This is a genomic window from Paraburkholderia oxyphila NBRC 105797 (assembly GCF_000685075.1).
GTDB lineage: Bacteria > Pseudomonadota > Gammaproteobacteria > Burkholderiales > Burkholderiaceae > Paraburkholderia > Paraburkholderia oxyphila.
In genome coordinates this window covers 36,473-60,431 of the sequence record NZ_BAYD01000009.1, presented here as the reverse complement: position 1 = coordinate 60,431, position 23,959 = coordinate 36,473, and the positions used below count along the sequence as shown (strand labels likewise).

Here is a 23,959-nt window from a genome sequence, read left to right as displayed (position 1 = left end):
TGCGCTAACAGTGTAGTCCAGCGCGTGGGGCGCCGGCCGCAAAATGCACAGCCGCCGCTGGCGGTCTCCGACGTTCTGCCCAAGTCATTCAGGATGCATCGCCCGCGCATCGGCCGGGGGCGGCACGCAGGCGCCTTTTCTGTCACGCCGGCTTCACGCCGACGCGCGATCATGGCGCCATAACGCGTTAGCGCGATCCGGCCCGCCTTGACATTGCGCCCAGCCCTGCCTAGATTGGAATACTGCGGTGCAGCATGACTGCCGCGCGCGTTCGCCTGCCACTTGCGTGCTGCGCGCGTGCGGCGCCTTCATGCCGCGCTTTCGCCCATTATTTCTTGCTGCGGCCCGCCGTTGCGCATGACGGCGGGTGCTGCAGCCGCGCGACCCGCGTGCCGTTCCCGCGATGCGCGCCATGCATCGCGCGTACGCCATCCGCGTTGGCCGCGCGGTCCCGCTTCCCGCGGGGCCGCGCGCCCCGTTAAAGGAGATTCGTCTCGTGGCAGTATCCGCCTTCTCGCCTGCGCTCTCGTCCGATTCCACGCCGACTTCTGCACCCTCTCCGTTCTGGCCCCTCTGGCCGCTGCAGGCGTTCCAGGGCTTTCAGCCTTTCCAGCCGTTTCAGCCCTTTCAGCCTCTGGCAGATGCATTCGCCGAATCCGCCGGGGCCGCGCAATCGTCGCTCAGTTCGGCGCTGAACACGGCGTTCTCGTCGGCGGCGGCGCCGTTCGCCGCGTTCAACGTGACGCGCGAACCCTCGGCGGCGGCCTCCATGCCCGCCATCCCTGCGCTGCCCGCGTCGGCGCCCGCCGCGATCCAGCCGCTGTTCGACTACCTGTTCGACGCCTTGCAGCGCAGCGTCCTGTTCCTCGACGTGCTGCGCGAGCGCGGCAACCAGACTTACATGCACGAGAAGGCCGGCATGCCGCCGGTGCTCGCGTTCGACTACGAAGTGATCGTCGATGGCAGCGAGCTGAAGGATCCCTGCAACTATGCGCTCCTGCGCATCAACCCCGAGGCGGGCGTGAGTACTGACGCGCGCATGCGCCCGTTCGTCGTGATCGATCCGCGCGCGGGGCACGGCCCTGGCATAGCGGGCTTCAAGATGGACAGCGAAGTGGGCATCGCGTTGCGCAAGGGCCATCCGTGCTACTTCGTGACCTTCTTCCCGCTGCCGACCGAAACGCAGACGATCCAGTCGGTCGGCGAAGCGGAAATCGTGTTCCTGCGCAAGGTGCGCGAGCTGCACCCCGACGCGGACGGGCTGCCCTTCGTGATCGGCAACTGCCAGGGCGGCTGGGCCGCGGCGCTCGTCGCGGCGTCCGCGCCCGCGCTGGTCGGCCCGCTCATGCTCGCGGGCTCGCCGCTCTCGTACTGGGCCGGCGTGCTCGGCAAGAATCCCATGCGCTATTCGGGCGGCATGCTGGGTGGCTCGTGGATGTCGTCGCTCGCCGCCGATCTCGGCGACGGCCGCTTCGACGGCGCGCATCTCGTCACGAACTTCGAGAACCTCAATCCGGCGAACACGTTTTGGGGCAAGCTCTACAACCTCTACGCGAAGGTCGATACGGAGCGCGAGCGCTTTCTCGAATTCGAGCGCTGGTGGGGCGGCCACTATCAGCTGAACCGCGCCGAGATCGACTGGATCGTGCAGAACCTGTTCGTCGGCAATCACCTCACGCGCAACGAGGTCTACGCGAAGCATGCGCGCGCACCGGTGGACCTGCGCAACATCCGCACGCCGATCATCGTGCTCGCCTCGTGGGGCGATAACATCACGCCGCCGCAGCAGGCGCTGAACTGGATCCCCGATCTTTATGCGAGCGTGGACGAGATCGTCGCCAACGAGCAGGTGATCGTCTACTGCCTGCACGACAAGGTGGGGCACCTGGGCATCTTCGTTTCGGCGAGCGTGGCGAATAAGGAGCACACCGAACTGTTTTCTGCGCTCGATCTGATCGACGTGCTGCCGCCGGGCCTCTACGAAGCGAAGATCACCGATTCGACGCCGGAAGCCGGCCGGCTCGAAGCGCTCGAAGGGCGCTACGAGATCCGCTTCGAGCGCCGCACCATCGACGACATTCTCGCGCTCGACGACGGCCGCGACGACGAGCAGCCATTCGAAGTGGTGCGCCGCTTCGCGGAGAACAATCAGCGGCTCTACGACCTGTATGTCTCGCCGTTCGTGCGCGCGTCGAGCAACGCGCTTTCGGCGCATCTGCTGCGCGAGACGCATCCGTCGCGCGTGGAGCGCAGCGTATTCAGCGATGCGAACCCGGCGCTCGGCGTGCTGCCCGCCGTGGCAGAGGCGGTGCGCGCGCACCGCTTGCCCGCCGCGCCCGACAATCCATTCACGCTGATCGAGAAGCAGGTGTCGGCGAGCATCGAAGGCGCGTGGGATGCCTGGCGCGACGCGCGCGACGCATGGGTCGAACGCACGTTCTACGGCGTCTACACGGCGCCCTGGGTGCAGGCGTGGGTGGGCGTCACGCCCAATACGCCGCTCGACCCGGTCGCGCCGCCGCTCACGGCGCTGCGCAAGGAGCTTGCGCAGCAGCGCCTGCGCGCCGCGCGCGAGCACGTGCACAAGGGCACGCTCGTCGACGCGTTCATGCGCATCATGGCCTACCTCGCCGACGAGATGCACGTGGTGCAGTATCGTCCGTTCCAGCGCATGCGCGAGCTCGCGCGCGAATACATGGGCGATCGGCAGCCGAGCATCGCCGAGCTCAAGGAATCGGCGCGCCGCCAGGGCGCGATCGTGCAGCTCGACGCGAATGCCGCCATCGAAGCGCTTCCCGAACTGGTGCAGGACACACGCACGCGCCGACTGCTGCTTTCGGTGGTGTATCAGGTCGCGACGGCCTATGCGCCGCTAGACGGCGGGCGCGCCGAACGTTTCGCCGAGGTTCAGCGCGTGCTGGGCGTCGAGCCGGGCAGCGAGAAGGAGCCGTTGCCGCCGCCGCCGGGCAGCGGCACGGCGGGCAGTGCAGGCGGTTCGGGCAACGCTGGCAATGCCTCGGGCAGCGCTGGCAATGCGGGTGGGACGCCGGAAACGGGGGCGGCCGCGGTGAAAAAGACAACGGCAGGGACGAGAGCCGCAAAGCGCGCCGTAGCAGAGACGCCTTCGCCCGCGCCGGCTGCGAAGCCCAGGCGCGCGGCTCGTCCGCCCGCGAAGGTGAACGCGGCAGCGACGGCGCATGCCGTGGAGGCGCCGGAAGCGAAAGCCGCAGCGAAGACGGCGCCCGCGCGGCGTGCCCGTGCCGCAGCGAGCGCACCTGCTTCGACGCGCGCTGCGCGTCCGGCGGCGGCGCGGCGCCGCGCGTCGTCGGCGACCGGCAAGTGACGCAGACAGGCTGCGGCTTGCGCGCTCGCATGGTGCGCAGGCCGCAGCATTGCAGATGAACAAAAGAACCTGAGAGAGCGTGCCGCGCGCGTCGTCGTTGTATATAAAGCGGGCGTGCGCGCACCGAAGCGCGAATCGGAAGGGCATCGAACCCGTACGGTCGCGCCATTTCGTCGAGGCAAACCATGCAGACTCTTCCGGACCGGCCGCTCGCCGGAATGCGCGCCCTCGTGACGGGCGTGGCCAACGCCGAATCGATTGCCTATGGTTGCGCGCGTGCCTTCTCCGAGCTTGGGGCCGAACTCGCGCTCACCTACCTCAACGACAAGGCCAAGCCCCATGTCGAGCCGCTCGCGAACGAACTCGGTGCGGCGCTGCTGCTGCCGCTCAATGTCGAGGACGATGCGCAGCTCGACGCCGTCTTCGACACCGTGCGCGAGCGCTGGGGCTCGCTCGACATCGTGCTGCATTCCATCGCGTATGCACCGAAGGCCGATCTGCAGGGCGGCCTGCTCGAATCGTCGGCGCAGGGCTTCGCCTACGCGATGGATGTTTCGTGCCACTCGTTTATCCGCATGGCGAAGCGCGCCGCGCCGCTCATGCCGCGCGGCGGCACGCTCTTCGCGATGAGCTACGACGGCGCGAATCGCGTAGTGCCGAACTACAGTCTGATGGGACCGGTGAAGGCGGCACTCGAAGCATCCTGCCGCTATCTCGCTTACGAGCTCGGGCCGCTTGGGATCCGCGTGCATGCGGTCTCGCCGGGGCCGCTCAAGACGCGCGCGGCTTCGGGCTTGCCCGATTTCGACCGCATGCTCGCGGACGCGGTCGAGCGCGCGCCGCTAGGTGAGCTGGTCGACATCATGGACGTCGGCTACGCGACAGCGTATCTCGCGACGCGCTACGCGCGACGCCTGACCGGCAACACGGTCTATATCGACGGCGGCGCGCACATCATGGCTTGAGCGCGCGCTCACCAACGGCGATAGCCGTAGTCGCCATCACGGTCGTCCCAGCGGCGGTCGTGGCCCCAACGATGCTCGTCCCAGCGGTGTTCTTCCCAGCGGTGGTACGCCCAGCGGCGATCGTCTTCGCGCCAGCCGACATAGGCCGGCGCCGCATAGACCGGAGCGGGTGCCGCGTAGACCGGCACCGGTGCGCCAACGGCGAGTCCCACGGAGACACCGGCCGTGGCGGTTTGCGAGACGGCGAGAATCGTTGCGCCCGCACCCAGTGCGGCAGTGAGTTTCGCGTTCATTCGAGGCTCCTTTGGCTCGTTGAATGGACGCCTCCAATCTAATGCGGGCCGTGGCGCGGCGAATTACGAAACTGCAACAATCGTCTCGGTCTCACGAGGCGGTGCGTGCTTGTCGCGCTGTCGAGTGTCATTGCGCAAAAGCGAAAAAGCCCTGAAAGCAGGGCAGAACGCAGATTAAAAACGCTTCATGAAAAAACGCGTGTGTTCTGACTGGACGCAAGATGTTGCGCATTTCTGGCGCGCGTAACGTGTGCGGCACGAACGTGCTGAAAGACAGCCTGTAAGTATCGGTAATATTGTTTTGCAGAGTATGTAACCTGTGTAACGAGTTAAAAACATAGACTCGCGCTTTACCGTATCGCGAAGCTTCGGCTTCGCTTCGTTGCAAGGTTCAGCGATGGTTTCCGAAGGCAACGCCATCCACTCGTCGTGTGCTGTCGTCGAGGCGGAGCAAGGTGCGCGTGCATCGACATCGCCGGTCAGGCGTGCCGGCAACACCTTTTTCAAGCTGCTCTACCGTTACACGCATACGCGCGCGTGGCGGCACAACGAGCGCTTCGCGCATGGGGTGGCGCTCGAACGCGACGCAGCGGGGCGGCTCACCGGCATGTGCATACGCGGGCACCGTCTCGCGTGCGTCAACGCCCAGATGGCGCTGGCGCCCGACCTGCACGATGCGGGGCAGGAATGCCACCTCATCGCCACCGGGCCTTCCGTGAACCTCATCGATTACCGCGCGCTGCACCTGCCGCGGGTGCTCGGCGTGAACGGCGCCATTGCGCTCACCGAGCGGCAGGGCGTGCGCTTCGACTACTACTGCATCGTCGACACGGGGTTCGTGCGCAGCCGGCCCGATCTCGTCGAGCGCGTCGTGCGCGAGCCGCTCACGCTGTTCGCCACGCCGCTCGTGCTCTGGCACATCGCCGAGCGCATCGGCCTCGAACGCGTCCGTTGCCGCGTGTTTCTAGTCGACGACATGCTGTTTCCCGCCGGCCACCGCGCGCCGCGCATGGCCGAGCTGCGCGCGACGTACGACGCGCGGGCGCTGGCGCTCTTCGAGGCGCCGCAGCCGCTCGGCTTCAGCCTCGACCTCCGCCACGGCGTCTTCGACGGCCGCACGGTCGCCTATACGGGCCTGCAGGTGCTCGCTTCGCTCGGCTTCAGGCGTCTGTACCTGCATGGCGTCGACCTGGCCGCCGCAAAGCGCACGCCGCGCTTTTACGAGGACGCGTCGAACATGCAGCCGAGCTATCTCGACGAAAACTTCCGCGACTTCATCGAGCCGTCGTTTCGGCACGCATCCGCGCTGCTGGGCCGTCGCGGCGTGGACGTGCGCAACCTCTCGATGGAAAGCGCGCTTGGTGAAGACATCTTTCCCAAGCTGCGCTGGCAGACGCTCGTGCGAGGCGCCGCGTGCGCAGGCGAGCCCGCGCGAGCTTGCGCGCTCGAATCTTTGCGCGAAGCCATACCGGGCTTCGCGCCAGCCCCAACACTGGCCCCAACGCCGGCTCGCGCGTCCGCGCTCGCCTGAGCGCCACGCAAACGTTCCCGTACCCTCATGCGCGTCGTCCATATTTCGAACACACCCGTGGCGGGCAGCCCCGGCAACATCGTCGCGGCGCTGAACCGGCACACCGACATCGAAGCGCGCCACGTGGTGTTCGACGCGTCGGCCTACGGCGCGCGCACGTTCGCGGTCGATATCGACTGGCGCACGCAGCGCGACGAGGCGCTAGCCGCCATCGACGCCGCCGATGTCATTCACCTGCACCAGTACTTCTCGTTCGACGAGACCTTCGGCGCCGATCTGCCGCGCCGCTTCGGCACGCGCAAGCTCATCCGGCAATACCACTCCGCGCCCTCGCTGTGGGCGAGGCACGATCCCGATCTGCTCACGCGCATCATCACCGACCCGGTGCCGCAGCTCGTGATCGCGCAGGGGCCGGAGCGCTACTATCCGCTCGCGCGCGTGGTGCCGAACCTCGTGCCGATCCACGACGCGCGCTACCTGCCGGCACCCGAAGCCGACGACGGCCCGCCCATCGTCGTGTACGCGCCGAGCGGCAGCCGGAGCGCCTGGAAGACGCGCTGGGAGACCAAGGGCGCGCCGCAGACGCTGGCGCTGCTGCGCCGTCTCGAACGCCGTGGCCTGTGCCGCGTGCAGACGATCATGAACACGCCGCACGACGCGTGCTTGCGTCTGAAGCAGCGCGCGGCGCTGGCCGTCGACGAATGCGTGACCGGCAACTATCACCTGAGTGGGCTCGAATCGCTCTCGCAGGGCAAACCCACCATCGGGCATCTCGATGCGCGCGTAGAGGCGCAACTGCGTGCGATGACGGGCGCGGTGGAGCTGCCCTGGGTGGACGTGCGGCTCGAGGAAGCGGAGCCGGTGCTGCGCGGGCTGCTTGCCGACAAGCGCCTGCGCGACGAGATCGGGCTGGCTTCGCGCCGCTGGATGGAGACGCACTACGACGAACGCACGCTCGTCGCGCATTACCGGCGCGCGTATCTCGATCTGTACGAGGCGCCCGAGACCTTCGGCGTGCCGCGCTTTCGCACGCATGCGGAGCAATGGCGGGCCGTGGCGCTGCACGATCACGCCTGGCGCGAGCGCCGGCGCGTGGGCATGCTGTGGTGGCAGCACGCGGCCGATGCGCTCAAGCGGTTTGTGAAGGGGACGTCGGTCTTGCCTTGATGCGGAACATACCCGGCTATCATGAGACGGGGTGACCTGAGCCCAACATCGAGAAGCGTCCTTCGAGCGCATTCTTGGGCTCTGGTGATGACCATGGTCACATGACTACGCGAGGTGATGATGGAAGGCCGCCAGGTTTCGAAGTCTGAATTCAAGGCCAAAGCGCTTGAATATTTCCGCCAGGTCGAGGCATCCGGCGAAAGTGTGATCCTGACGGATCACGGTAAGCCGACGTTGGAGGTTCGCCCGTATCGAGGCAATGAGCGCAATCCACTCGAAGTATTGCGCGGCTCGGTTGTTCGCTACAGCGCGCCCACCGAGCCTGTTGATGTCGAGTGGGAGGCGGCGCGATGATCGTCCTCAATACATCGGTAGCGCTCCCGGGCGAATTCCACAAAGATCCGGCCGACCGCATGATCGTGGCCACGGCACGCAAGCTGGCGGTTCCGCTAGTCACTCGGGATGAAAAGATTCGCGCCTATAAACACGTTAAGACCATCTGGTGACCGGGTCGCGGAGTACGAACTGCCTGGCTCTCAGGCAGTTCGCGCCCTGCGCCGCGCGATTGCACGCGGGTGACACTTGCAGCATGCATTCATCGATCCATCACTGCACCGCAACGTTCCCGAAGTTCTGCCGCCCGAACGGGCTGACCTGATAGCCGCTCACGTTCGTACGCGTGATGGCCGCGGCCGTGGGATAGCCGAGCGGAATCCACAGCGCCTGATCGTGGATGATCTTCTGCGCGGCCTCATAGTCCTTCGCGCGTTGCGCCTGGTCGGCGGTCGCTTTGCCGTCGGCGATCAGCTTGTCGAGCTGCGGGTCGCAAAAGCGCGCGAAGTTGATGCCCGACTTCACCGCGTTGCAACTAAAGAGCGGCGAGAGGTAATTGTCGGGGTCGCCATTGTCGCCGGCCCAGCCCATGAAGAGCGTGTCGTGCTGGCCCTGCTTCGCTTCCTTGATGAGCTCGCCCCACTCGATCACCTTGATGTCCGCCTTCACGCCGATCTTCGCAAAATCGGCCTGCAGCAGCTCCGCGCCCGCGCGCGGATTCGGGTTCAGGACGCTGCCGTTCGGGCGCACCCAAATCGTCGTTGCGAAGCCGTTGGGCACGCCCGCCTCGGCGAGCAGTTGCTTCGCTTTCGCGATGTCGTGCGGATACGCCTGGATCGACTTGTCGTAGCCCCAGGTGATGGGCGGCCACGGGTTGGTCGCCGGTGTGGCCGTGTTGTCGAACACCGTCTTCAAATAGGTCGTGCGGTCGAACGCCATGTTCAGCGCCTGGCGCACCTTCGCGTTATCCAGCGGCTTCTTCTGCGTGTTGAGCGCGACGAAGGCGGTCATGAACGCGGGCGTCTGAACGACCTTGAGCGCCTTGTCGGTCTTCGCGTCGGCCACGTCCTGGGGCTTGGGCGAGAGCGCGATCTGGCATTCGCCGGCCTTCACCTTTTGCGCGCGCACCGTCGCGTCGGGCGTGATCGCGTAGATGAGACGGTCCACCTTGGGCTTGGGTCCCCAGTAGGTGGGGTTGACGTCGTAGCGGATCACGGCGTCTTTCGTGTAGCTCTTGAGCACGAACGGGCCGGTGCCCACGGGCTTCGCGTTCAGGTCGACCTGCTTGCCGGCCTTGAGCAACTGGTCGGCATACTCGGACGAGTAGATCGACGCGAAGCCCATCGTGAGGATCGGCAGGAAAGTGGCGTTCGGCTCGTTGAGCTCGATCTTCACCGTGTTCGCGTCGACCTTCTCGACCGACTTGATGAGCTTCGCGAGCCCCATCGACTGCGCGTGCGGGAAGCCGCTCGCGCCCGCCACCTTGTGCCACGGGTTGTCGGGGTCGAGCATGCGGCCGAAGGTGAAGACCACGTCGTCGGCAGTGAGTGGCCGCGTGGGCTTGAACCATTCGGTGGTCTGGAACTGCACGTTCGGACGCAGATGGAACGTGTAGGTCAGGCCGTCGGCGCTCACGTCCCACGACTGCGCGAGCGCGGGCACGACCTTTTTCTGCGCTTCGTCGTAGGCGACGAGCGAGTTGAAGATCACGTCGGCGGACGCGTTGGTGGTCACGAGCGAGTTGAACTGCACGACGTCGAAGCCGTCCGGGCTCGATTCCGTGCACACCGTGAGCGGTTTCGCGAGCACGGGCAGGGCCGCGCAGGCGAGCGCGGCGGCGAGCACGGGAGCGGGCGAGAAGAAGCGCATGGGGTCTCCGTTTGGCCTTATAGCGGGCCAAGCTTATCGAAGGGACATTGCGCAGACAACAACATAATCGGCATACCCATATGAGGGCGCGATCGGGCGAGCCGCTGCGGCGGCTCTGGGCAAAGGCGTGCGAGGGGGCGGCGCCCGAGTGGGGCGCCGGGGTGGATCAGTGGAGGCGGATCAATGCTGGGCGGCGCGCGGCTTGCGCGGGGCGCGCTCGAACGCGCGGTCGTAGAGCCAGCGCGGCAGGGCGCCGAGCAGCGCGGCGACCACGCGCATCGGCCACGGGAACACCGCAAAGGCCGTGCCGCTCGCGATGGCGTCGGCGGTCTTGGCGGCGAAGCGGTCGGCATCCATGAGGAACGGCATGCGGTACGGGTTCTTCGCCGTCATGGGCGTGCGGATGTAGCCGGGCGCGATCGTCACGACGCTGACCTTGAATGGCCGCATCTCCACGCGCAGCGACTCCAGATACGCGAACGCCGCCGCCTTCGAGGCGCTGTAGGCGCCCGAGCCCGGCAGCCCGCGCACGCCGGCCACGCTCGCGATGCCCACCAGCGTGCCGCGCCGCGCTTGCGCCATCGCTTCGGCGAACGGCTCGAAGGTGGCGACCATGCCGAAGTAGTTGGTGTCCATCACGTCGCGGAACGTGGCGAGGTCGCCATGGCCGGTCAGCACGCCGCGGCTCACGCCGGCGTTGGCGATCACCACGTCGGGCAGGCCGTGCTCGGCGATGAAGGCGCGCGCGGCGGCCGCGAGCGCATCGGCGTCGCGCACGTCGGCGCAATAGAGGGAAACGGGGTGCTGAGGGTGGGACTGGCTGAGGGTCTCAACAAGGGCCTCGAGGGCGTCGGCGCGGCGCGCGACGAGCCCGAGGATGGCGCCGCGCCGCGCGTACTCGGCGGCGAGTGCGGCGCCGATGCCGCTCGACGCGCCGGTGATGAAGACCTTCAGGGGCTGTGTCATTCCGGCGCGCGGGCTCACATCTTTTTGGCGCGGATCTGCGAAATGATGAAGTCCATCACCTGGAGCGTGCCCGGCAGGCTGTTGGTCGCGGCCGGGCCCGTCTCATACTTGCCCTGAATGGCGATGGTCGGCACGCCGTCGATCTTGTACGCGCTTTCCATGGCCTTGCCGCGCTGGAGCGAGCTCTGCGTCGAGAACGAGTTGTACGCTTCCATGTACTTCTTCGGATCGACGCCTTGCGTCGCGAGGAACTTCGCCTGGTCTTCCGGTGTGAGCAGGTAGTCCTTGTTCACGTGGATCTCATGGAAGACGGCCGGCGTGAGCTTCTGCGTCAGGCCGAGCGCGTCGAGCGCGTAGAGCATCTTCGAATGCGGGATGAAGTCGTCGCGGAACGCCACGGGCACGCGCTTGAACACGACGTCCGGGCCTTGCTTCTTGAGCCAGTCTTCGAGGTACGGGTCGAACTCGTTGCAGTGCGGGCAGCCGTACCACATGAACTCGATGACTTCGATCTTGCCCGCGGGCACGTCGAGCGGCTGTGCGGCCTGGAGGACCGTGTAGTCCTTGCCGGCGACGGGCGCGGCGGGCGAGGCGTGGGCCGCACCGGCCAGCATCGAGAGCGAGACCAACAGCGTTCCGAGAAGTCGTTTCATAGCGTGTTATTCCAATGTACGGGGCCGGCGGCGTCCGGCCTGGCAATGCGCGAGTGCGTCATGTGCGTGCTCGCGCGGAGGTTGCGTCCTGGGGATGCGTTTCGTGTTGCGTTGTGTGCGGACTCGCGCCGCGGGCCCGGCCTTTGCCCGCGGGCCGCCGCTCGGGGCGGGCAGCACGCGGGGCGCGGGCGAGGCGAACGACGGTTACTGCTTCGTGAAACGGATGACAGCGGTGTCGATACCGGCGTCAGACAGATGCTGGCGGGTCGAGTTCATGTCGTCGAATTTCGAAAACGGCCCAATGCGCACGCGGTAATACGTGATGCCGCCTGCGTCGCGCTGCGTCACCTTCGACTCGAACCCCTGGAAGGCGAGACGCGCGCGTTGCTGCTCGGCGTCCGCCGAGGTCTTGTACGCGCCCACTTGCAGGAAGTAGCCGGTGTTGGCGTCGGCGGCCGTGGGCGCGCCGGGCTGCGCGGGCTTGAGGTTGCTCGCGCTGGGCGCCGGGATGGCGTTGGGGGCCTTCTGCGGCTGATTGTTGGCGAGCTGCTGCGCAGGAGCGGGCGCCTGCGGCTTCGGCGCGGCGGCCGTAGCGTTGCTGTTGGTCGCGGGCCTCGGCGCGACAGCGACGCCGTTGTTTGCGCCGGCGTTATTGTTCGCGTTGTTGGCCCCATTGTTGGCCTCATTGCCCGCACCGTTGTCGGTGGAGCCCGCAGGCGGCACTTCGACGATCTGCGGCTCTTCGAGCATGCCCGAGGACTGTGACTGGTTCGTGGTCTGGCCCGGCGCCGTGTTCGGCGGCGTGCTTTGCGCGGCCTGCGGCGTCACGGGCTGGCCCGGCGTCTTGCCTTGCAGGACACGGTTCGGATCGTACTGCTCGCTCTGGCTGGTATCGGTGGGCGGCGCGACCTTCGAGACGAACGGCGTGGGCGAGCGCGTGATGTAGAGCGCCACGACCACCGCGATCGCGAGGCCGACAATCAGGCCCAGCACGACACCGAGAAAGGTACCCCCGGACTGTTTCGACTGCTGCTGTGTAGTGCGGCGCGGTTTTGCCATCGTCTGAATCACCTGCAAACAAGAGAATTCTGGAACGGCGCGTGTCCGCGTGCGGACGCGCCCCAAACATGTCGCTTCGCGTGCTGCTTCTTCGTGCGCGGTTTCGTCAGTCGCTGCGTGCGCTGCCTCGTGTTGCTGCGCACGGCGCACCGGAGCGCTTGCGCGCCCGGCGCACCGTGCGGCACGCGAGTCGTGTTACATGCGCTCGGGCGCCGAGACGCCGATCACGGCGAGGCCGTTCGCGAGCACCTGGCGCGTGGCCGCGAGCAGCGCGACGCGTGCGTCGCGCACGGCGGCATCGTCGACGAGAACGCGTTCGGCATTGTAGAACGAGTGAAACTCAGCCGCGAGTTCGCGCAGATAGAACGCCACGGCGTGCGGCGCGAGCTCCGTGGCAGCATGCGTGAGCATGTCGGGGAATTCGGCGAGTTTCGCGATGAGCGCGAGCGCGCGCTCGCTATCGAGCGGCGCGAGGTCGACCTTGGGCAGCGCGGCCAGCTTGCCGCCGTGCTTGCCTTGCCAGTCGCCGAGAATCGACGAAATGCGCGCATGCGCGTACTGCACGTAATAGACCGGGTTCTCGTCGTTTTCCTTCAGCGCGAGGTCGATGTCGAACACGAACTCGGTGTCGGCCTTGCGCGAGATGAGGAAAAAGCGCACGGCGTCGCGGCCGCGGCGGATGGTCGCCTCGTCGAGCAGGTCGGGCGCGACTTCGCTGCCGGGGTTCGCGCCGCCCGACCATTCGATCAGGTCGCGCACCGTCACGTAGCTGCCCGCGCGCTTGGAGATCTTCACTTCCTGGCCGTCGCGCATCACGGTGACCATCTTGTGCAGCACGTAGTCGGGGTAGCCCTTCGGAATGCCCACGCCGAGCGCCTGCAGGCCCGCGCGCACGCGCGCGATGGTGCCGTGGTGGTCCGAGCCCTGGATGTTGATGACCTTGGTGAAGCCGCGCTCCCACTTGGTCACGTGATAGGCGACATCGGGCAGGAAGTACGTGTAGGTGCCGTCGGACTTGCGCATCACGCGGTCCTTGTCGTCGCCGTAGTCGGTGGTCTTGAGCCACAGCGCGCCGTCCTGCTCGTAGGTCTGGCCCGAGGCGATGAGCGCCTCGACGGTCTTCTCGACGCGGCCTTCCGTGTACAGCGACGATTCGAGGTAGTAGCGGTCGAACTTCACGCCGAACGCCTGCAGGTCGAGATCCTGCTCGTGGCGCAGATACGCCACGGCGAAGCGGCGGATCGCTTCGAGGTCCTCGGGATCCTGCGCGCCCTTCACGGGCTCGCCGTCCTTCGCGGCGACGGTCTCGCCCGCGAGGTAGTCGCGCGCGATGTCGGCGATGTATTCGCCGTTATAGGCCGCTTCTGGCCAGCCCGCGTCGCCGGGCTTCAGGCCCCGTACGCGCGCTTGCGTGGAGATCGCGAGATTGCCGATCTGCACGCCCGCGTCGTTGTAGTAGAACTCGCGGTGCACGTCGTAGCCCTGCGAGGCGAGCACGTTCGAGATGGCGTCGCCGAGCGCGGCCTGGCGGCCGTGGCCGACGTGCAGCGGGCCCGTCGGGTTGGCCGAGACGAACTCGACCAGCACGTGCCTGCCGGCTTCGCGCTTCGATTGGCCGAACGCTGCGCCTTCGGCGAACACGGCGCCGAGCACGGCGCGCTTGGCGTCGGCGGTGAGGCGCAGGTTGATGAAGCCGGGGCCGGCCACTTCGGCGTCGGCGATCAGGCCGACTGCGGCGGGCAGCGCCTTGAGCGCATCGACGATTTGCGTCGCGAGCGCGCGCGGATTGGCGCGCAGCGGCTTGGCGAGCTGCATTGCCACGTTGCAGGCGACGTCGCCGTGCGCGGCGACCTTCGGGCGCTCGAGCGCGATGGCGGGAACGACGAATGCGGCTTCGGCGGCGCCTTCGGTGGCGTTGGCGACCTGGGCGACGGCGTCGGCGAGCAGGGTCTCCAGGGTGAGTTTCTGTGCGGGCAGCATGCTTGTTGCAGGTCCTGTGCGGGTAATGGGGGCGGGCTGGCAGCCGTGGTGGCGTGGTCGGCCTGCGCGCCGTCGTGCGGTTGCGCCGTTTTATTGGCGGGGCCGCGCGCGGGCGTTGCCGGGCGACTCGGCGCGCAAGGCGGGCAAAGGCCGGCAAAGGCCGGCGGCGACGTTTCGGCATCGCGCCTGGCACCGCTTTTTGCACATCCGGCGCGCCGCCGCGCCCTGCGGGTAATTCCGTCCAGACGGATTTTAGCAGGTGCTAATATGTGCAATGAGAAGCCCGGCCAGGCCGCGCGCCACGATGTGCCGCCGGTGCCGCTGGTGCCGCTGGCGCCTGTCACGGTTGCAGCACGGTCCGCAACGGCGCGTGGTGGGCTCGAGAGTGAAAGCGGACCTCAAAAAACAGAAAGGGAAACAGACATGCTGGTTACATTCAAATGTCATGCGTCGCCCGACGTGACGATGCTGGAAAACCTCGCTCAGTACCTCCTCGGCATCATCGGCAAGCGGCTCGGTCCGCGCGGCGTCATCACGCACGAAGAGCTCGACACGGCCATCAGCAAGCTCGAAGCCGCCATCGCCACCGACAAGAAGGAACGCGCCGAGCACGAGGGTCATTTCCACGAAGGCGAGGAAGGCCACGACCATCACGAACTGCCCCCGGGCCTCGCGCAACGCGCGTTTCCGTTCCTAGACATGCTGCGCCTCGCGAAGCAGGAAGATAACGACGTCCTCTGGGGCGTTTGATTCGTAGCGGAGCAGGTAGCGCGCGTTGTCGCGCGCTGGCTCTGCGTGGCGGCAGCGCGCCGAGACCTGCATGCCGAATAGCAAAGAGCCCGCACGGTTAGCCGTGCGGGCTCTTTGCTTTGGTGCTCACGATCCACGCGCCCGGCGGCGCGCGCCGTCGCGCAGCTTACTGGCTGGCGGCAGCCGGCTCGGCCATCGACGCAGCCGAGGCGGCACCCTTCTTGGCCTTTTGTTTCTTCGGCTTCTTCACGTGCTTCTGGGTGGGCGCCGAATACGTCGACACGGCGCTTGCTTCCTGATGGACGACGGCGGGCTGGGATGCCGGCTGGGCGAATGACGACTGGGCGAGCGCTGCGACGCCGAATGCGGTCAACATCAACATCAGCTTCTTCATACGATTTTCTCCGGAGGACGGCAATTTATTAAGGACTTGCTGATGAAGCCGGCGCGGCGCCGGACGATGCGTGCCGCGTTGGGCCTTGGGTGCTGCGCGGCCATCTTACAAAGCCGAAAAAACGCCGAGAATTCGCGTGCGCCAAATATTCAGGCTATCGATTTCCGTATGTCGGGCTGTGCCGGCGATGCTTGCGATGGGCCGGCGGAGCGTGAGCAAGGGCTGGGCGGGCTCTCCGGCGCGCCCGGCCTGTGCCTGTCTGTGCCTTAGAGCAGCGGCGCGAGCGCGCGCCGCGCGTCCTGGTCGGAGAGCGACATGCGCCGCGCAAAGTCGGCGAGCTGGTCCTGGCCGATCTTGCCCAGCGTGAAGTACGTGCTGTCCGGGTGCGCGAGATAGAAGCCCGAGACGCTCGCCGCCGGCAGCATCGCGAGCGATTCGGTCACGCTCATGCCAACCTCGCCGGCCTGCAGGACCTCGAACATGTCGCGCTTCACGAGGTGGTCCGGGCAGGCCGGATAGCCCGGCGCCGGGCGGATGCCCGAATACTTCTCGGCGATCAGCGCGTCGTTATCGAGCGTTTCGTTGGCGGCATAGCCCCACAGGTCGCGGCGCACGCGCGCGTGCATCGCCTCGGCGAACGCTTCCGCGAAGCGGTCGGCGAGCGCCTTGAGCATAATCGCGCTGTAGTCGTCGAGATCCTTCTGGAACTGCGCCTCTTTCACGTCCACGCCAATGCCGGCCGTGACCGCGAACATGCCGATGTAGTCGGCCACGCCAGACTCTTTCGGCGCGATGAAGTCGGCGAGCGACCGGTTCGGGCGCATCACGCCGTCGACGACGGGACGCACCGACTGCTGGCGCAGATTGCGCCACGTGAGCGCGACTTCGGTGCGCGACTCGTCCGTGTAGATCTCGATGTCGTCGTCGTTGACCGTGTTCGCGGGCAAGAGCGCGATCACGCCGTTGGCCTGGAGCCAGCGGCCCTGAATCAGGCGCGCGAGCATCGACTTGGCGTCGGAGAACACCTTGCGCGCCGACTCGCCCACGATCTCGTCGTTGAGGATCTGCGGATACGGGCCCGCGAGGTCCCAGGTCTGGAAGAACGGACCCCAGTCGATGTAGTTCGCGAGCTCGTTCAGGTCGTAGTTCTTGAACACGCGGCGGCCGAGGAACTTCGGCTTCACGGGCTGGAAGTTCGCCCAGTCGATCTTCGTCTTGTTCGCGCGCGCTTCTTCGAGCGTCACGAGCGGCTGCGCTTTCTTGTTGGCGTGCTGGTCGCGGATGCGGTCGTAGTCGCCCTTGAGCTCGTCGATGTACCTCGTCGCGCCTTCGTCGGAGAGCAGGCTCGAGGCCACCGACACCGAGCGCGACGCATCCGGCACGTACACCACCGGGCCCTCGTAGTTCGGTGCGATCTTCACGGCCGTGTGCACGCGCGAGGTGGTTGCGCCGCCAATCAGGAGCGGAATCTTCTTCACGCGGAAGTAGTCGTCGCGCTGCATTTCGGAGGCCACGTAGGCCATCTCTTCGAGCGACGGCGTGATGAGGCCCGAGAGGCCGATGATGTCCGCGCCTTCGACCTTCGCCTTCGCGAGGATCTCGTTGCACGGGACCATCACGCCCATGTTGACGACTTCGAAGTTGTTGCACTGGAGCACGACAGAAACGATGTTCTTGCCGATGTCGTGCACGTCGCCCTTCACCGTGGCGATGACGATCTTGCCCTTCGCGCGCACGTCGCCGCCCGCTTCGGCGAGCTTGCGCTTTTCTTCCTCGATGAACGGAATCAGGTGCGCGACGGCCTGCTTCATCACGCGCGCCGACTTCACGACCTGCGGCAGGAACATCTTGCCCTGGCCGAACAGGTCGCCGACGATGTTCATGCCATCCATGAGCGGGCCTTCGATCACGTTGATCGGGCGGCCGCCGCCATTCATGATCTTCTGGCGCGCTTCTTCGGTGTCCTCGACAATGAAGTTCGTGATGCCATGCACGAGCGCATGCGCGAGACGCTTCTCGACGTCCTGGTTGCGCCACTCGAGGTTCTCTTCCTTCTTCGCGGCGCCGGTCTTGAACTTGTCGGCGATTTCGAGCAGACGGTCGGTGGCGTCGGACCGCCGGTTGAGCACCACGTCTTCCACGCGCTCGCGCAGCTCGGGGTCGAGATCGGCATAGACGCCGAGCTGCCCCGCGTTCACGATGCCCATGTCCATGCCCGCCTGAATCGCGTAGTAGAGGAACACGGTGTGGATGGCCTCGCGCACCGGGTCGTTGCCGCGGAACGAGAACGACACGTTCGAGACGCCGCCGCTCACCTTCGCGTACGGCAGGTTCTGCTTGATCCAGCGCGTGGCTTCGATGAAGTCGACCGCGTAGTTGTTGTGCTCCTCGATGCCCGTGGCCACCGCGAAGATGTTCGGGTCGAAGATGATGTCTTCGGGCAGGAAGCCCACTTCGTTCACGAGCACGTCGTACGAGCGCTTGCAGATCTCGGTCTTGCGCTCGAAGGTGTCGGCCTGGCCCTGCTCGTCGAAGGCCATCACCACGGCCGCCGCGCCGTAGCGGCGGATCAGCTTCGCGTGATGGATGAACGGTTCCTTGCCTTCCTTGAGCGAGATCGAGTTGACGATCGCCTTGCCCTGCACGCACTGCAGGCCCGCCTCGATCACGTCCCACTTCGACGAGTCGATCATGATCGGCACGCGCGCGATATCGGGCTCGGAGGCGATCAGGTTCATGAAGCGCACCATCGCCGCCTTCGAGTCGAGCATCGCCTCGTCCATGTTGACGTCGATGATCTGCGCGCCGTTCTCGACCTGCTGGCGCGCGACAGCGAGCGCCTCGTCGAACTGGCCGTTCAGGATCATGCGCGCGAAGGCCTTCGAGCCGGTCACGTTGGTGCGCTCGCCCACGTTGATGAAGAGCGACCCTTCGTTCACGTTGAAGGGTTCGAGGCCGGAGAGTCGCAGGGTATGGTCAGTCATGGCGTGGGACCGGATCGTCTGAGTGTCGTGGTGAGTCGGCGCGTGGGCGTTTCGTTATGGCGTTACGCCGCGTCGCGATACTGCCCGGGCCAGCGGCGCGGCTTCACTTCGGCGAGCGCTTTCGCGATCGCGGCGATGTGCTCGGGCGTGGTGCCGCAGCAACCGCCCGCCACGTTCACGAGGCCAGCGGTCGCGAATTCCTTCAGGAGACCGGACGTATCCGCAGGCGTCTCGTCAAAGCCCGTGTCGCTCATTGGATTGGGCAGGCCCGCGTTCGGGTAGCACGACACGTAGGTATCGCACAGCTTCGCGAGCTCAGCGATATACGGGCGCATGAGCGCCGCACCCAGCGCACAGTTCAGGCCGAACGTGAGCGGCTTCGCATGGCGCAGCGAATTCCAGAATGCCTCGACGGTCTGCCCCGAGAGAATGCGGCCCGAGGCGTCGGTGACGGTGCCCGAGATCATGATGGGCAGATTCTCGCCCGTATCTTCGAACAACTGATCGAGCGCGAAGAGCGCGGCCTTCGCGTTGAGCGTGTCGAAGATCGTCTCGACGAGGAACAAATCGGAGCCGCCATCCATGAGCGCCTTGGCCTGCGCGTAGTACGCGGCGCGCAGCTCTTCGAACGTGACGTTGCGCGCGCCCGGATCGTTCACGTCGGGCGAGATGCTCGCGGTCTTCGGCGTCGGTCCGATGGCGCCCGCGACGAAGCGGGGCTTGTCCGGCGTCGAGTACTTGTCGCACGCGGCGCGCGCGAGCCTGGCCGATTCGAGGTTCATCTCGATGGCGAGCTCGCCCATGCCGTAGTCGTCCTGGGCCACGGTGGTCGCGCCGAAGGTGTTGGTCTCGATGATGTCCGCGCCCGCGGCGAGATACTGCTCGTGAATCTCGCTGATGATCTGCGGCTGCGTGATCGAGAGCAGCTCGTTGTTGCCCTTGATGTCGCGCGAATAGTCCCTGAAGCGCTCGCCGCGGTAGGCGGCTTCGTCGAGCTTGTAGCGCTGGATCATCGTGCCCATCGCGCCGTCGAGGATCAGGATGCGCGAAGCGAGCAGCGCGGGGAGCGCCGCGCCGCGCGTGTACGGGGTGGCGCCCGGGACGGCCCCGGCGGGGCGCGAAGCGTGTTCGGCAGGCTGGTTCATGGATGGCGGGCGGGCAAAAGCGCCGATTGGACTGGGAAACCCGTTATTGTAGCGGCAGCCGGGGCGCTGCGCTGGCGCGCCGCTTGACGTGGTTGCGAGGGTGGATGGCGCGCGATGGCCGCGCAGTGATCGTGCAGTGGCCGCGCTCGCCGATGTGGCCGGCCCCGCAAAATGAAAACCCCGCGCGGCTGGTGGCCGGACGGGGTTCCCTGAGTGGGGTGTTGCCTGTTTAACGGTGAGGGTGCTGCTGGCGTGAGCCCTTGCGCTGCAACGTGAGCCGGGCTGCGTCAGTGGAGCACTACGGGTTGCTGCATGAGGCTGTCGAACTGTCCGAGGAATTCATCCACCTCGTCCAGCGACTGTTCTTCATCCATCAGTTTCTGCACGTCTTCGCGAAAACGTGCCGCCATCGCGCCGTCGATGAATATTTCACGCCGCGCATTTTTATCGACGATCTCGTAGCCACCCGAGCGCATGGCGGTATGGCCATCCTGCGGGGGAAACTCGACGACGCAATAGTTGGGACTGTTGTAGATCATTTGCATGGCGACACTCCTTTTTCCTGTGCTCCCTCACTGCTTGTATCGATACATGGAGCGTTCGTTCGGGAATTCAAGGGGTGGGTCCCACATCACCTCTTTTTCCGACCGCCTTCCCTATTTCCTTTTTTCTCCTTTTTCAGGGTGCAACAAACCGGGTGCAACATTTAGACATGCTGCCCAAGAAACGTTTCAAGCAGGGCCGCGAAACTGTGAGATTCCTCTACCGGGGCCAGATGCGCGGCATCGAGCAATTCAAAGCGTGCACCGGGGATCGCTTGCGCCAGCGCCTCGGTCAGCGCGGGTGGCGTGCCGCTGTCGTGCCGTCCGGCCACGGCGAGCGTCGGCACACGCAACTGCGCGAGTTGTTCGTGAACGTCGAAATCGCGCAGCGCTTCGCATGCGCGTGCATAGCCTTCCGCAGGCGTCCGTAATAAAACGTCACATATTTGTGCGGCGGTATCGCGATGGGTAAGACGGAAGCTGGCGGTCAACCAGCGCGCCAGCGTCGTATCGGCGAGGGCCCGGAGACCTTCGCGGCGAACCAGTTCGGCGCGTTCGTCCCAGGTCGCGCGAGCTTCGGGCGCGGTGCGGCTCGCGGTATCGCACAGCGTGAGCGAGCGCGCGCGCGAATGCGTGCCCGCTGGCGTGCCCGGTGTGGTGTCGGACGTTGCATGGTCGAGCGCGAACTGTTGCGCGATCATGCCGCCCATCGACATGCCGACGAGATGCGTCTGAGCGATGCCTTGCGCGTCGAGTAGCGCGGCGAGATCGGCGGCGAGATCGCGAAGGCCGAACGCGACGCGAGAGACGGCGCTTGCGCCATGGCCGCGCACGTCGTAGCGCAGCACGCTATAGCGATGCCGGAAATGTCCCGCGAGGGTGTCCCATACGGTGAGGTCGCCGCCGAGCTGATGAATGAACGTCAACACGGGGCCGCCGCTGCGGTCTTCGAAGACGTAGCGCGTATCGATGCCGTTGACAGTCGCTTGCATGCGTTCCTCCTTGACCTTGGGGTCGGGAGTCCAGGCGATTGCGAGTTCCTGCGTGAACGTCGTTCCTGCATCGCAAACGGCACGCCCGAAGGGTCCGTGTGTGCGGGCGCGCGACGTTCGTGGCGCTATCCGTGTTGCATTGTCATGTGCTGCCGGGCTGTCTGCGCGCGGTGTCTCGTGTCGGGCGCATCAGCGGATTCGTTCGAAGCTTTTCCTCAGTGGATTCGTTGTTTCGTTCTTTGCCGTCCGCAGCGTATTGCCACGGGTGTTCCGTCCCGCTTCGAAGAGTGATGCGTCGCCGCCTTTCAAGCGTTTTGATGCGCGGCGCTTCGATGATTTTCAGTATGCGCCATTTCACGCAAACGTGTAGGCAGAAGGGCCGTCATCGTCGTGCGCGGGCGACTTTGTTGTGGGCTTGTGTGCGCCAGGGCGCTCAGGGATGCATCGGCGCGTCGGCGGCAGGCAGAGGCGTCCCCGGTTGCGGTTCCATTTGAGGTGCCGATGGCGGTGTCGATTGCGCCGACGATGGCGACGTGGGCGAAGGCGCTGCCGACGGTGATGCCGCTGGCGGCATGCCGCCGTTCTGATCGGCCGGTGCCGGGTTCGTTGGGGCCGGCGTCATTTCGAGCGGCGCCGGCGAGGAAGTCGTGGCGTTAGTTGGCGTGCCTTGTGTCGTATCGTTCGCGGCGCCGTTCGCGCCACCGCTTGCAGCGCCGTTCGCGCCACCACTCGCAGCACCATTCGCAGCGCCGCTCGCGCCCGGCGCCGCATCGCTCATATCATTCGACGCAGTCGGCACGCTGAGCGCGCCGCGCCACAGCAGTTCGACCTCGGTGCCGTTCGGTTCGGTCTGTACGAGCCGTACCGGCAGCCAGCCGAGCGAGGGCGCGAGCCACACGTCGATACGGCGCTTGTCGCCTGCGTGGCGCGGCAGCCGCATGAAGTGGCGCGCCGTCACGTAGCCATGATCTGTGCTCACCGTTTCGTCGCCGATGGTGGTGATGGGCCAGGTCTCGCCGCTGTCGTTGTCGGCCACGTAGAACTCGCGCGTGACGCCGGGCTTGTAGGCATCGGGGTCGCCGCGCACGAGGCTCGCGAGCTGCATCACCATGCTGAAGCGGTCCTGGGCACCATCGGGCAGCGCGAGCGAGTTGGGCGTGCGCGTGAATACGATCTGCTTCTCATTGCGATTGAAGATCGTGAAGTCTTCGGGGCGGCGGCCGCGCTTTTCGATGTACTGCTCGGGCGCGAGGCCGAAGGCATCCACGTGGCCGCGACTCGTCCAGCTGAACGTGCCGACGAAGGGCAGCGGTATCGACACCACCATCTCGTAGCGCTTGCCGTCGCTCTTCCAGTGGATCGTGCCAGGCTGATTGCGCGCGCCGTTGAAGAATGTGTCGTACTGGAGCTCGCCCGAGGGCGGCACGGAGAATTTCACGCCATGCGAGGCTTGCTGGGCCTGCGCGGACGGATGGCTGCCGTTGCCGGGCGCGGCAGTGGCCGCTGCACCGCTTGCACCATTCGCGGTGCTTGCCGACGCAGTTTCAGTAGAAGGACTCGATGCGGCTTGCGGTGCTTCAGGCGCAGCGGGGACCTTGGGACGCGGCGCGGGCGGCGCCACAGCCTGGAGCGTGTGCGGCGCGCTCGTCGCGCGCTTTGGCCGCGCGGGTGCCGCGGGCTTCGGTTTTGCCGGCGCGCTTGCAGCGGGCCGCGCCTGCTGCTCGATGCGCTCGGGCTTGAGCAGCGCCACCTGCACGGGCACGCGCACCGGAGCGAGCGGCGGCGGCGCGCCGTGATGACGCGCGAACCATTCCGCCGCGAGCCAGTGCAGCGTGCTCACCGCGACGAACACAGCCACCCAGCGCCACGCGCGCGAGCGGCGCGGCGGCGTGGGGCGGGCACGATCGGCCTGGTGGTCGGCGGCGGAAGTGGACATCGGGCTCAAATAAGACTTAAAGCAGAGGCGCTGGCATGTGGGAGACCGTTACTGTGACACGACACGCGCCTTGGCTGCAGAAAGCCTCGACTGCCGTGACGCGTCAGCGTTCGACGGGGCTGTACCCCAATTCATAGGAGAGCTTCTGCGCGCAGGCGCGCAGCGCGCGATCGACGGCGCCGTTCCAGGCGATATCGAACGCACCCTCGTGGCCGAGCGCGATGAGTCCGAGCGCGAGATCGCCTGTCGCATCGAAGACGGGCGTGCAGAACGCGTGGATGGTCGGCAGCAGCATGCCTTCCACGCGCGCGGCCCCATGCTCGCGCACTTCGGCCAGCGCGCGCTCGAGTTCCTCGGCGGTCCGGGGCGTCGAGCCCGAGGAATAGTGCTGCGCGCTGCCGAGCTCGCGTTCGATCATCGGCCCGGTCTTGCTGCGCGGCAGGTAAGCGGCGAACAGCAGGCCCGTGGCGGAGCTGAGCATCGGCATGACGTCGCCAAGCTTGAGCGAGGCCTTGGCCGGATGGCTCGATTCCATCCAGTGCACGACGGTCGGCCCCTGATTGCCCCAGACGGCGATGCCCACGGTGATGTCGAGCGCGTCGCGCAGCTCGGCAAGCGCGATGCGCGCGAGCTTCACGCCGTCCACGCGCGCGAGGCGCGCGAGCCCGAGCTGCAACGCGAAGCCGCCGAGTTCATAGCGGCCCGAGAGCGCGTCCTGCGCGACCATGCCGAGACGCATGAAGCTCACGAGATAGCGGTGCGCCTTGGCCGGGCTCATGCCCGCGCGCTGCGCGAGGTCGCGCAGCATCATCGCGCGCGGCTCGTTGGTCAGCACTTCGAGCAGCCGGAAGCCCACTTCGATCGACTGGATGCCCGAGCGCAGTTTTTCTTCGCCGGCGTCGCCACTCTCGCTGCTTTCGTGGGCGTCGTCGAGGTCGGCGGCGTCTTCGGCGTCGCGGGCGGCAGCCGCGGATAGTGCGGCCGGTGTCGTGGCGGGGCGGGCGGATCGGGAAGGCGGCATGGAGTCGTGCGGGTCCTGGCGTTCGGATTTCGATTC

19 protein-coding genes and 1 pseudogene are annotated in these 23,959 nt (G+C 66.5%); 7 read left to right on the top strand and 13 right to left on the bottom strand.

The features are described from left to right. Nucleotides 1-496: 496 nt before the first annotated feature. Both BO1_RS50115 and fabI read left to right on the top strand, forming a co-directional pair. On the top strand, nucleotides 497-3,343 hold the full coding sequence (locus tag BO1_RS50115; protein ID WP_322788519.1) for a DUF3141 domain-containing protein: 2,847 nt from the start codon (nucleotides 497-499) through the stop codon (nucleotides 3,341-3,343). A gap of 185 nt (nucleotides 3,344-3,528) precedes the next feature. Continuing rightward, on the top strand, nucleotides 3,529-4,308 hold the full coding sequence (gene fabI, locus BO1_RS08265; RefSeq protein ID WP_028217167.1) for an enoyl-ACP reductase FabI: 780 nt from the start codon (nucleotides 3,529-3,531) through the stop codon (nucleotides 4,306-4,308). An 8-nt stretch (nucleotides 4,309-4,316) separates the two neighbouring features. Here the strand turns inward: fabI and BO1_RS50110 are convergent, their stop codons facing one another. Further along, nucleotides 4,317-4,601, bottom strand: a complete 285-nt coding sequence (locus BO1_RS50110) for a hypothetical protein (protein ID WP_043284150.1) — start codon at nucleotides 4,599-4,601, stop codon at nucleotides 4,317-4,319. A gap of 397 nt (nucleotides 4,602-4,998) precedes the next feature. Here BO1_RS50110 and BO1_RS50105 point away from each other — a divergent pair, with 397 nt between their 5' ends. The 4 genes and pseudogenes from BO1_RS50105 to BO1_RS57195 all read left to right on the top strand — a co-directional run. Then, on the top strand, nucleotides 4,999-6,132 hold the full coding sequence (locus BO1_RS50105) for a hypothetical protein (protein WP_052409395.1): 1,134 nt from the start codon (nucleotides 4,999-5,001) through the stop codon (nucleotides 6,130-6,132). A gap of 27 nt (nucleotides 6,133-6,159) precedes the next feature. After that, entirely contained in the window at nucleotides 6,160-7,299 is a 1,140-nt protein-coding gene (locus BO1_RS08250) for a glycosyltransferase family protein (RefSeq protein ID WP_028217166.1), read from the top strand. A 117-nt stretch (nucleotides 7,300-7,416) separates the two neighbouring features. Next, nucleotides 7,417-7,653, top strand: coding sequence for a type II toxin-antitoxin system Phd/YefM family antitoxin (locus BO1_RS08245; RefSeq protein ID WP_407669914.1), 237 nt, complete (start codon nucleotides 7,417-7,419; stop codon nucleotides 7,651-7,653). Nucleotides 7,654-7,667: 14 nt separating this feature from the next. Continuing rightward, nucleotides 7,668-7,805 (top strand): annotated as a pseudogene (locus BO1_RS57195) (PIN domain-containing protein); the annotation flags it as partial. 100 nt (nucleotides 7,806-7,905) lie between these two features. On the opposite strand, the gene BO1_RS08235 reads toward BO1_RS57195, so the two are convergent. The 5 genes from BO1_RS08235 to argS all read right to left on the bottom strand — a co-directional run bounded on the left by BO1_RS08235 (nucleotide 7,906) and on the right by argS (nucleotide 14,159). Continuing rightward, entirely contained in the window at nucleotides 7,906-9,501 is a 1,596-nt protein-coding gene (locus BO1_RS08235; protein WP_028217164.1) for an ABC transporter substrate-binding protein, read from the bottom strand. Nucleotides 9,502-9,681: 180 nt separating this feature from the next. After that, nucleotides 9,682-10,467: an SDR family oxidoreductase gene (locus BO1_RS08230; RefSeq protein WP_028217163.1), complete on the bottom strand. Its 786-nt coding sequence runs from the start codon at nucleotides 10,465-10,467 to the stop codon at nucleotides 9,682-9,684. A 14-nt stretch (nucleotides 10,468-10,481) separates the two neighbouring features. Next, nucleotides 10,482-11,120 (bottom strand): thiol:disulfide interchange protein DsbA/DsbL, encoded by a 639-nt coding sequence (locus BO1_RS08225; protein WP_028217162.1) that lies wholly within the window; start codon nucleotides 11,118-11,120, stop codon nucleotides 10,482-10,484. A 204-nt stretch (nucleotides 11,121-11,324) separates the two neighbouring features. Then, a complete protein-coding gene (locus BO1_RS08220; protein WP_043284192.1) occupies nucleotides 11,325-12,179 on the bottom strand; it encodes an SPOR domain-containing protein in 855 nt (284 codons plus the stop codon). 195 nt (nucleotides 12,180-12,374) lie between these two features. After that, nucleotides 12,375-14,159, bottom strand: coding sequence for an arginine--tRNA ligase (gene argS / locus BO1_RS08215; RefSeq protein ID WP_028217160.1), 1,785 nt, complete (start codon nucleotides 14,157-14,159; stop codon nucleotides 12,375-12,377). Between the two features lie 423 nt (nucleotides 14,160-14,582). Here argS and BO1_RS08210 point away from each other — a divergent pair, with 423 nt between their 5' ends. Continuing rightward, nucleotides 14,583-14,909, top strand: a complete 327-nt coding sequence (locus BO1_RS08210) for a DUF1840 domain-containing protein (protein WP_043284148.1) — start codon at nucleotides 14,583-14,585, stop codon at nucleotides 14,907-14,909. Nucleotides 14,910-15,075: 166 nt separating this feature from the next. On the opposite strand, the gene BO1_RS08205 is transcribed toward BO1_RS08210, so the two are convergent. From BO1_RS08205 to BO1_RS08175, 7 genes are all read right to left on the bottom strand, one after another. Next, on the bottom strand, nucleotides 15,076-15,303 hold the full coding sequence (locus BO1_RS08205; RefSeq protein ID WP_028217158.1) for a hypothetical protein: 228 nt from the start codon (nucleotides 15,301-15,303) through the stop codon (nucleotides 15,076-15,078). A 266-nt stretch (nucleotides 15,304-15,569) separates the two neighbouring features. Beyond that, nucleotides 15,570-18,302, bottom strand: coding sequence for a methionine synthase (gene metH, locus BO1_RS08200; protein ID WP_281179166.1), 2,733 nt, complete (start codon nucleotides 18,300-18,302; stop codon nucleotides 15,570-15,572). Nucleotides 18,303-18,349: 47 nt separating this feature from the next. Beyond that, nucleotides 18,350-19,432: a homocysteine S-methyltransferase family protein gene (locus BO1_RS08195; RefSeq protein ID WP_028217156.1), complete on the bottom strand. Its 1,083-nt coding sequence runs from the start codon at nucleotides 19,430-19,432 to the stop codon at nucleotides 18,350-18,352. Between the two features lie 287 nt (nucleotides 19,433-19,719). After that, nucleotides 19,720-19,977 carry a BTH_I0359 family protein gene (locus tag BO1_RS08190; RefSeq protein WP_028217155.1) on the bottom strand — a complete coding sequence of 86 codons (258 nt, stop codon included), beginning with the start codon at nucleotides 19,975-19,977 and terminating at the stop codon, nucleotides 19,720-19,722. 161 nt (nucleotides 19,978-20,138) lie between these two features. After that, complete coding sequence (locus tag BO1_RS08185) at nucleotides 20,139-20,966, bottom strand: alpha/beta fold hydrolase (protein WP_028217154.1); 828 nt, start codon at nucleotides 20,964-20,966, stop codon at nucleotides 20,139-20,141. A 433-nt stretch (nucleotides 20,967-21,399) separates the two neighbouring features. Further along, nucleotides 21,400-22,902, bottom strand: a complete 1,503-nt coding sequence (locus BO1_RS50095; RefSeq protein WP_063744669.1) for a DUF3108 domain-containing protein — start codon at nucleotides 22,900-22,902, stop codon at nucleotides 21,400-21,402. Between the two features lie 103 nt (nucleotides 22,903-23,005). Further along, nucleotides 23,006-23,923 (bottom strand): IclR family transcriptional regulator, encoded by a 918-nt coding sequence (locus BO1_RS08175; protein ID WP_028217153.1) that lies wholly within the window; start codon nucleotides 23,921-23,923, stop codon nucleotides 23,006-23,008. Nucleotides 23,924-23,959: the final 36 nt, after the last annotated feature.

What these genes read in the sequence shown, in the direction of transcription:
- fabI (WP_028217167.1), top strand. Translation starts at nt 3,529, where the DNA reads ATGCAGACTCTTCCGGACCGGCCGCTCGCCGGAATGCGCGCCCTCGTG.
- BO1_RS50110 (WP_043284150.1), bottom strand. Translation starts at nt 4,601, where the DNA reads ATGAACGCGAAACTCACTGCCGCACTGGGTGCGGGCGCAACGATTCTC.
- BO1_RS50105 (WP_052409395.1), top strand. Translation starts at nt 4,999, where the DNA reads ATGGTTTCCGAAGGCAACGCCATCCACTCGTCGTGTGCTGTCGTCGAG.
- BO1_RS08250 (WP_028217166.1), top strand. Translation starts at nt 6,160, where the DNA reads ATGCGCGTCGTCCATATTTCGAACACACCCGTGGCGGGCAGCCCCGGC.
- BO1_RS08245 (WP_407669914.1), top strand. Translation starts at nt 7,417, where the DNA reads ATGATGGAAGGCCGCCAGGTTTCGAAGTCTGAATTCAAGGCCAAAGCG.
- BO1_RS08235 (WP_028217164.1), bottom strand. Translation starts at nt 9,501, where the DNA reads ATGCGCTTCTTCTCGCCCGCTCCCGTGCTCGCCGCCGCGCTCGCCTGC.
- BO1_RS08230 (WP_028217163.1), bottom strand. Translation starts at nt 10,467, where the DNA reads ATGACACAGCCCCTGAAGGTCTTCATCACCGGCGCGTCGAGCGGCATC.
- BO1_RS08225 (WP_028217162.1), bottom strand. Translation starts at nt 11,120, where the DNA reads ATGAAACGACTTCTCGGAACGCTGTTGGTCTCGCTCTCGATGCTGGCC.
- BO1_RS08220 (WP_043284192.1), bottom strand. Translation starts at nt 12,179, where the DNA reads ATGGCAAAACCGCGCCGCACTACACAGCAGCAGTCGAAACAGTCCGGG.
- argS (WP_028217160.1), bottom strand. Translation starts at nt 14,159, where the DNA reads ATGCTGCCCGCACAGAAACTCACCCTGGAGACCCTGCTCGCCGACGCC.
- BO1_RS08210 (WP_043284148.1), top strand. Translation starts at nt 14,583, where the DNA reads ATGCTGGTTACATTCAAATGTCATGCGTCGCCCGACGTGACGATGCTG.
- BO1_RS08205 (WP_028217158.1), bottom strand. Translation starts at nt 15,303, where the DNA reads ATGAAGAAGCTGATGTTGATGTTGACCGCATTCGGCGTCGCAGCGCTC.
- BO1_RS08195 (WP_028217156.1), bottom strand. Translation starts at nt 19,432, where the DNA reads ATGAACCAGCCTGCCGAACACGCTTCGCGCCCCGCCGGGGCCGTCCCG.
- BO1_RS08190 (WP_028217155.1), bottom strand. Translation starts at nt 19,977, where the DNA reads ATGCAAATGATCTACAACAGTCCCAACTATTGCGTCGTCGAGTTTCCC.
- BO1_RS08185 (WP_028217154.1), bottom strand. Translation starts at nt 20,966, where the DNA reads ATGCAAGCGACTGTCAACGGCATCGATACGCGCTACGTCTTCGAAGAC.
- BO1_RS50095 (WP_063744669.1), bottom strand. Translation starts at nt 22,902, where the DNA reads ATGTCCACTTCCGCCGCCGACCACCAGGCCGATCGTGCCCGCCCCACG.
- BO1_RS08175 (WP_028217153.1), bottom strand. Translation starts at nt 23,923, where the DNA reads ATGCCGCCTTCCCGATCCGCCCGCCCCGCCACGACACCGGCCGCACTA.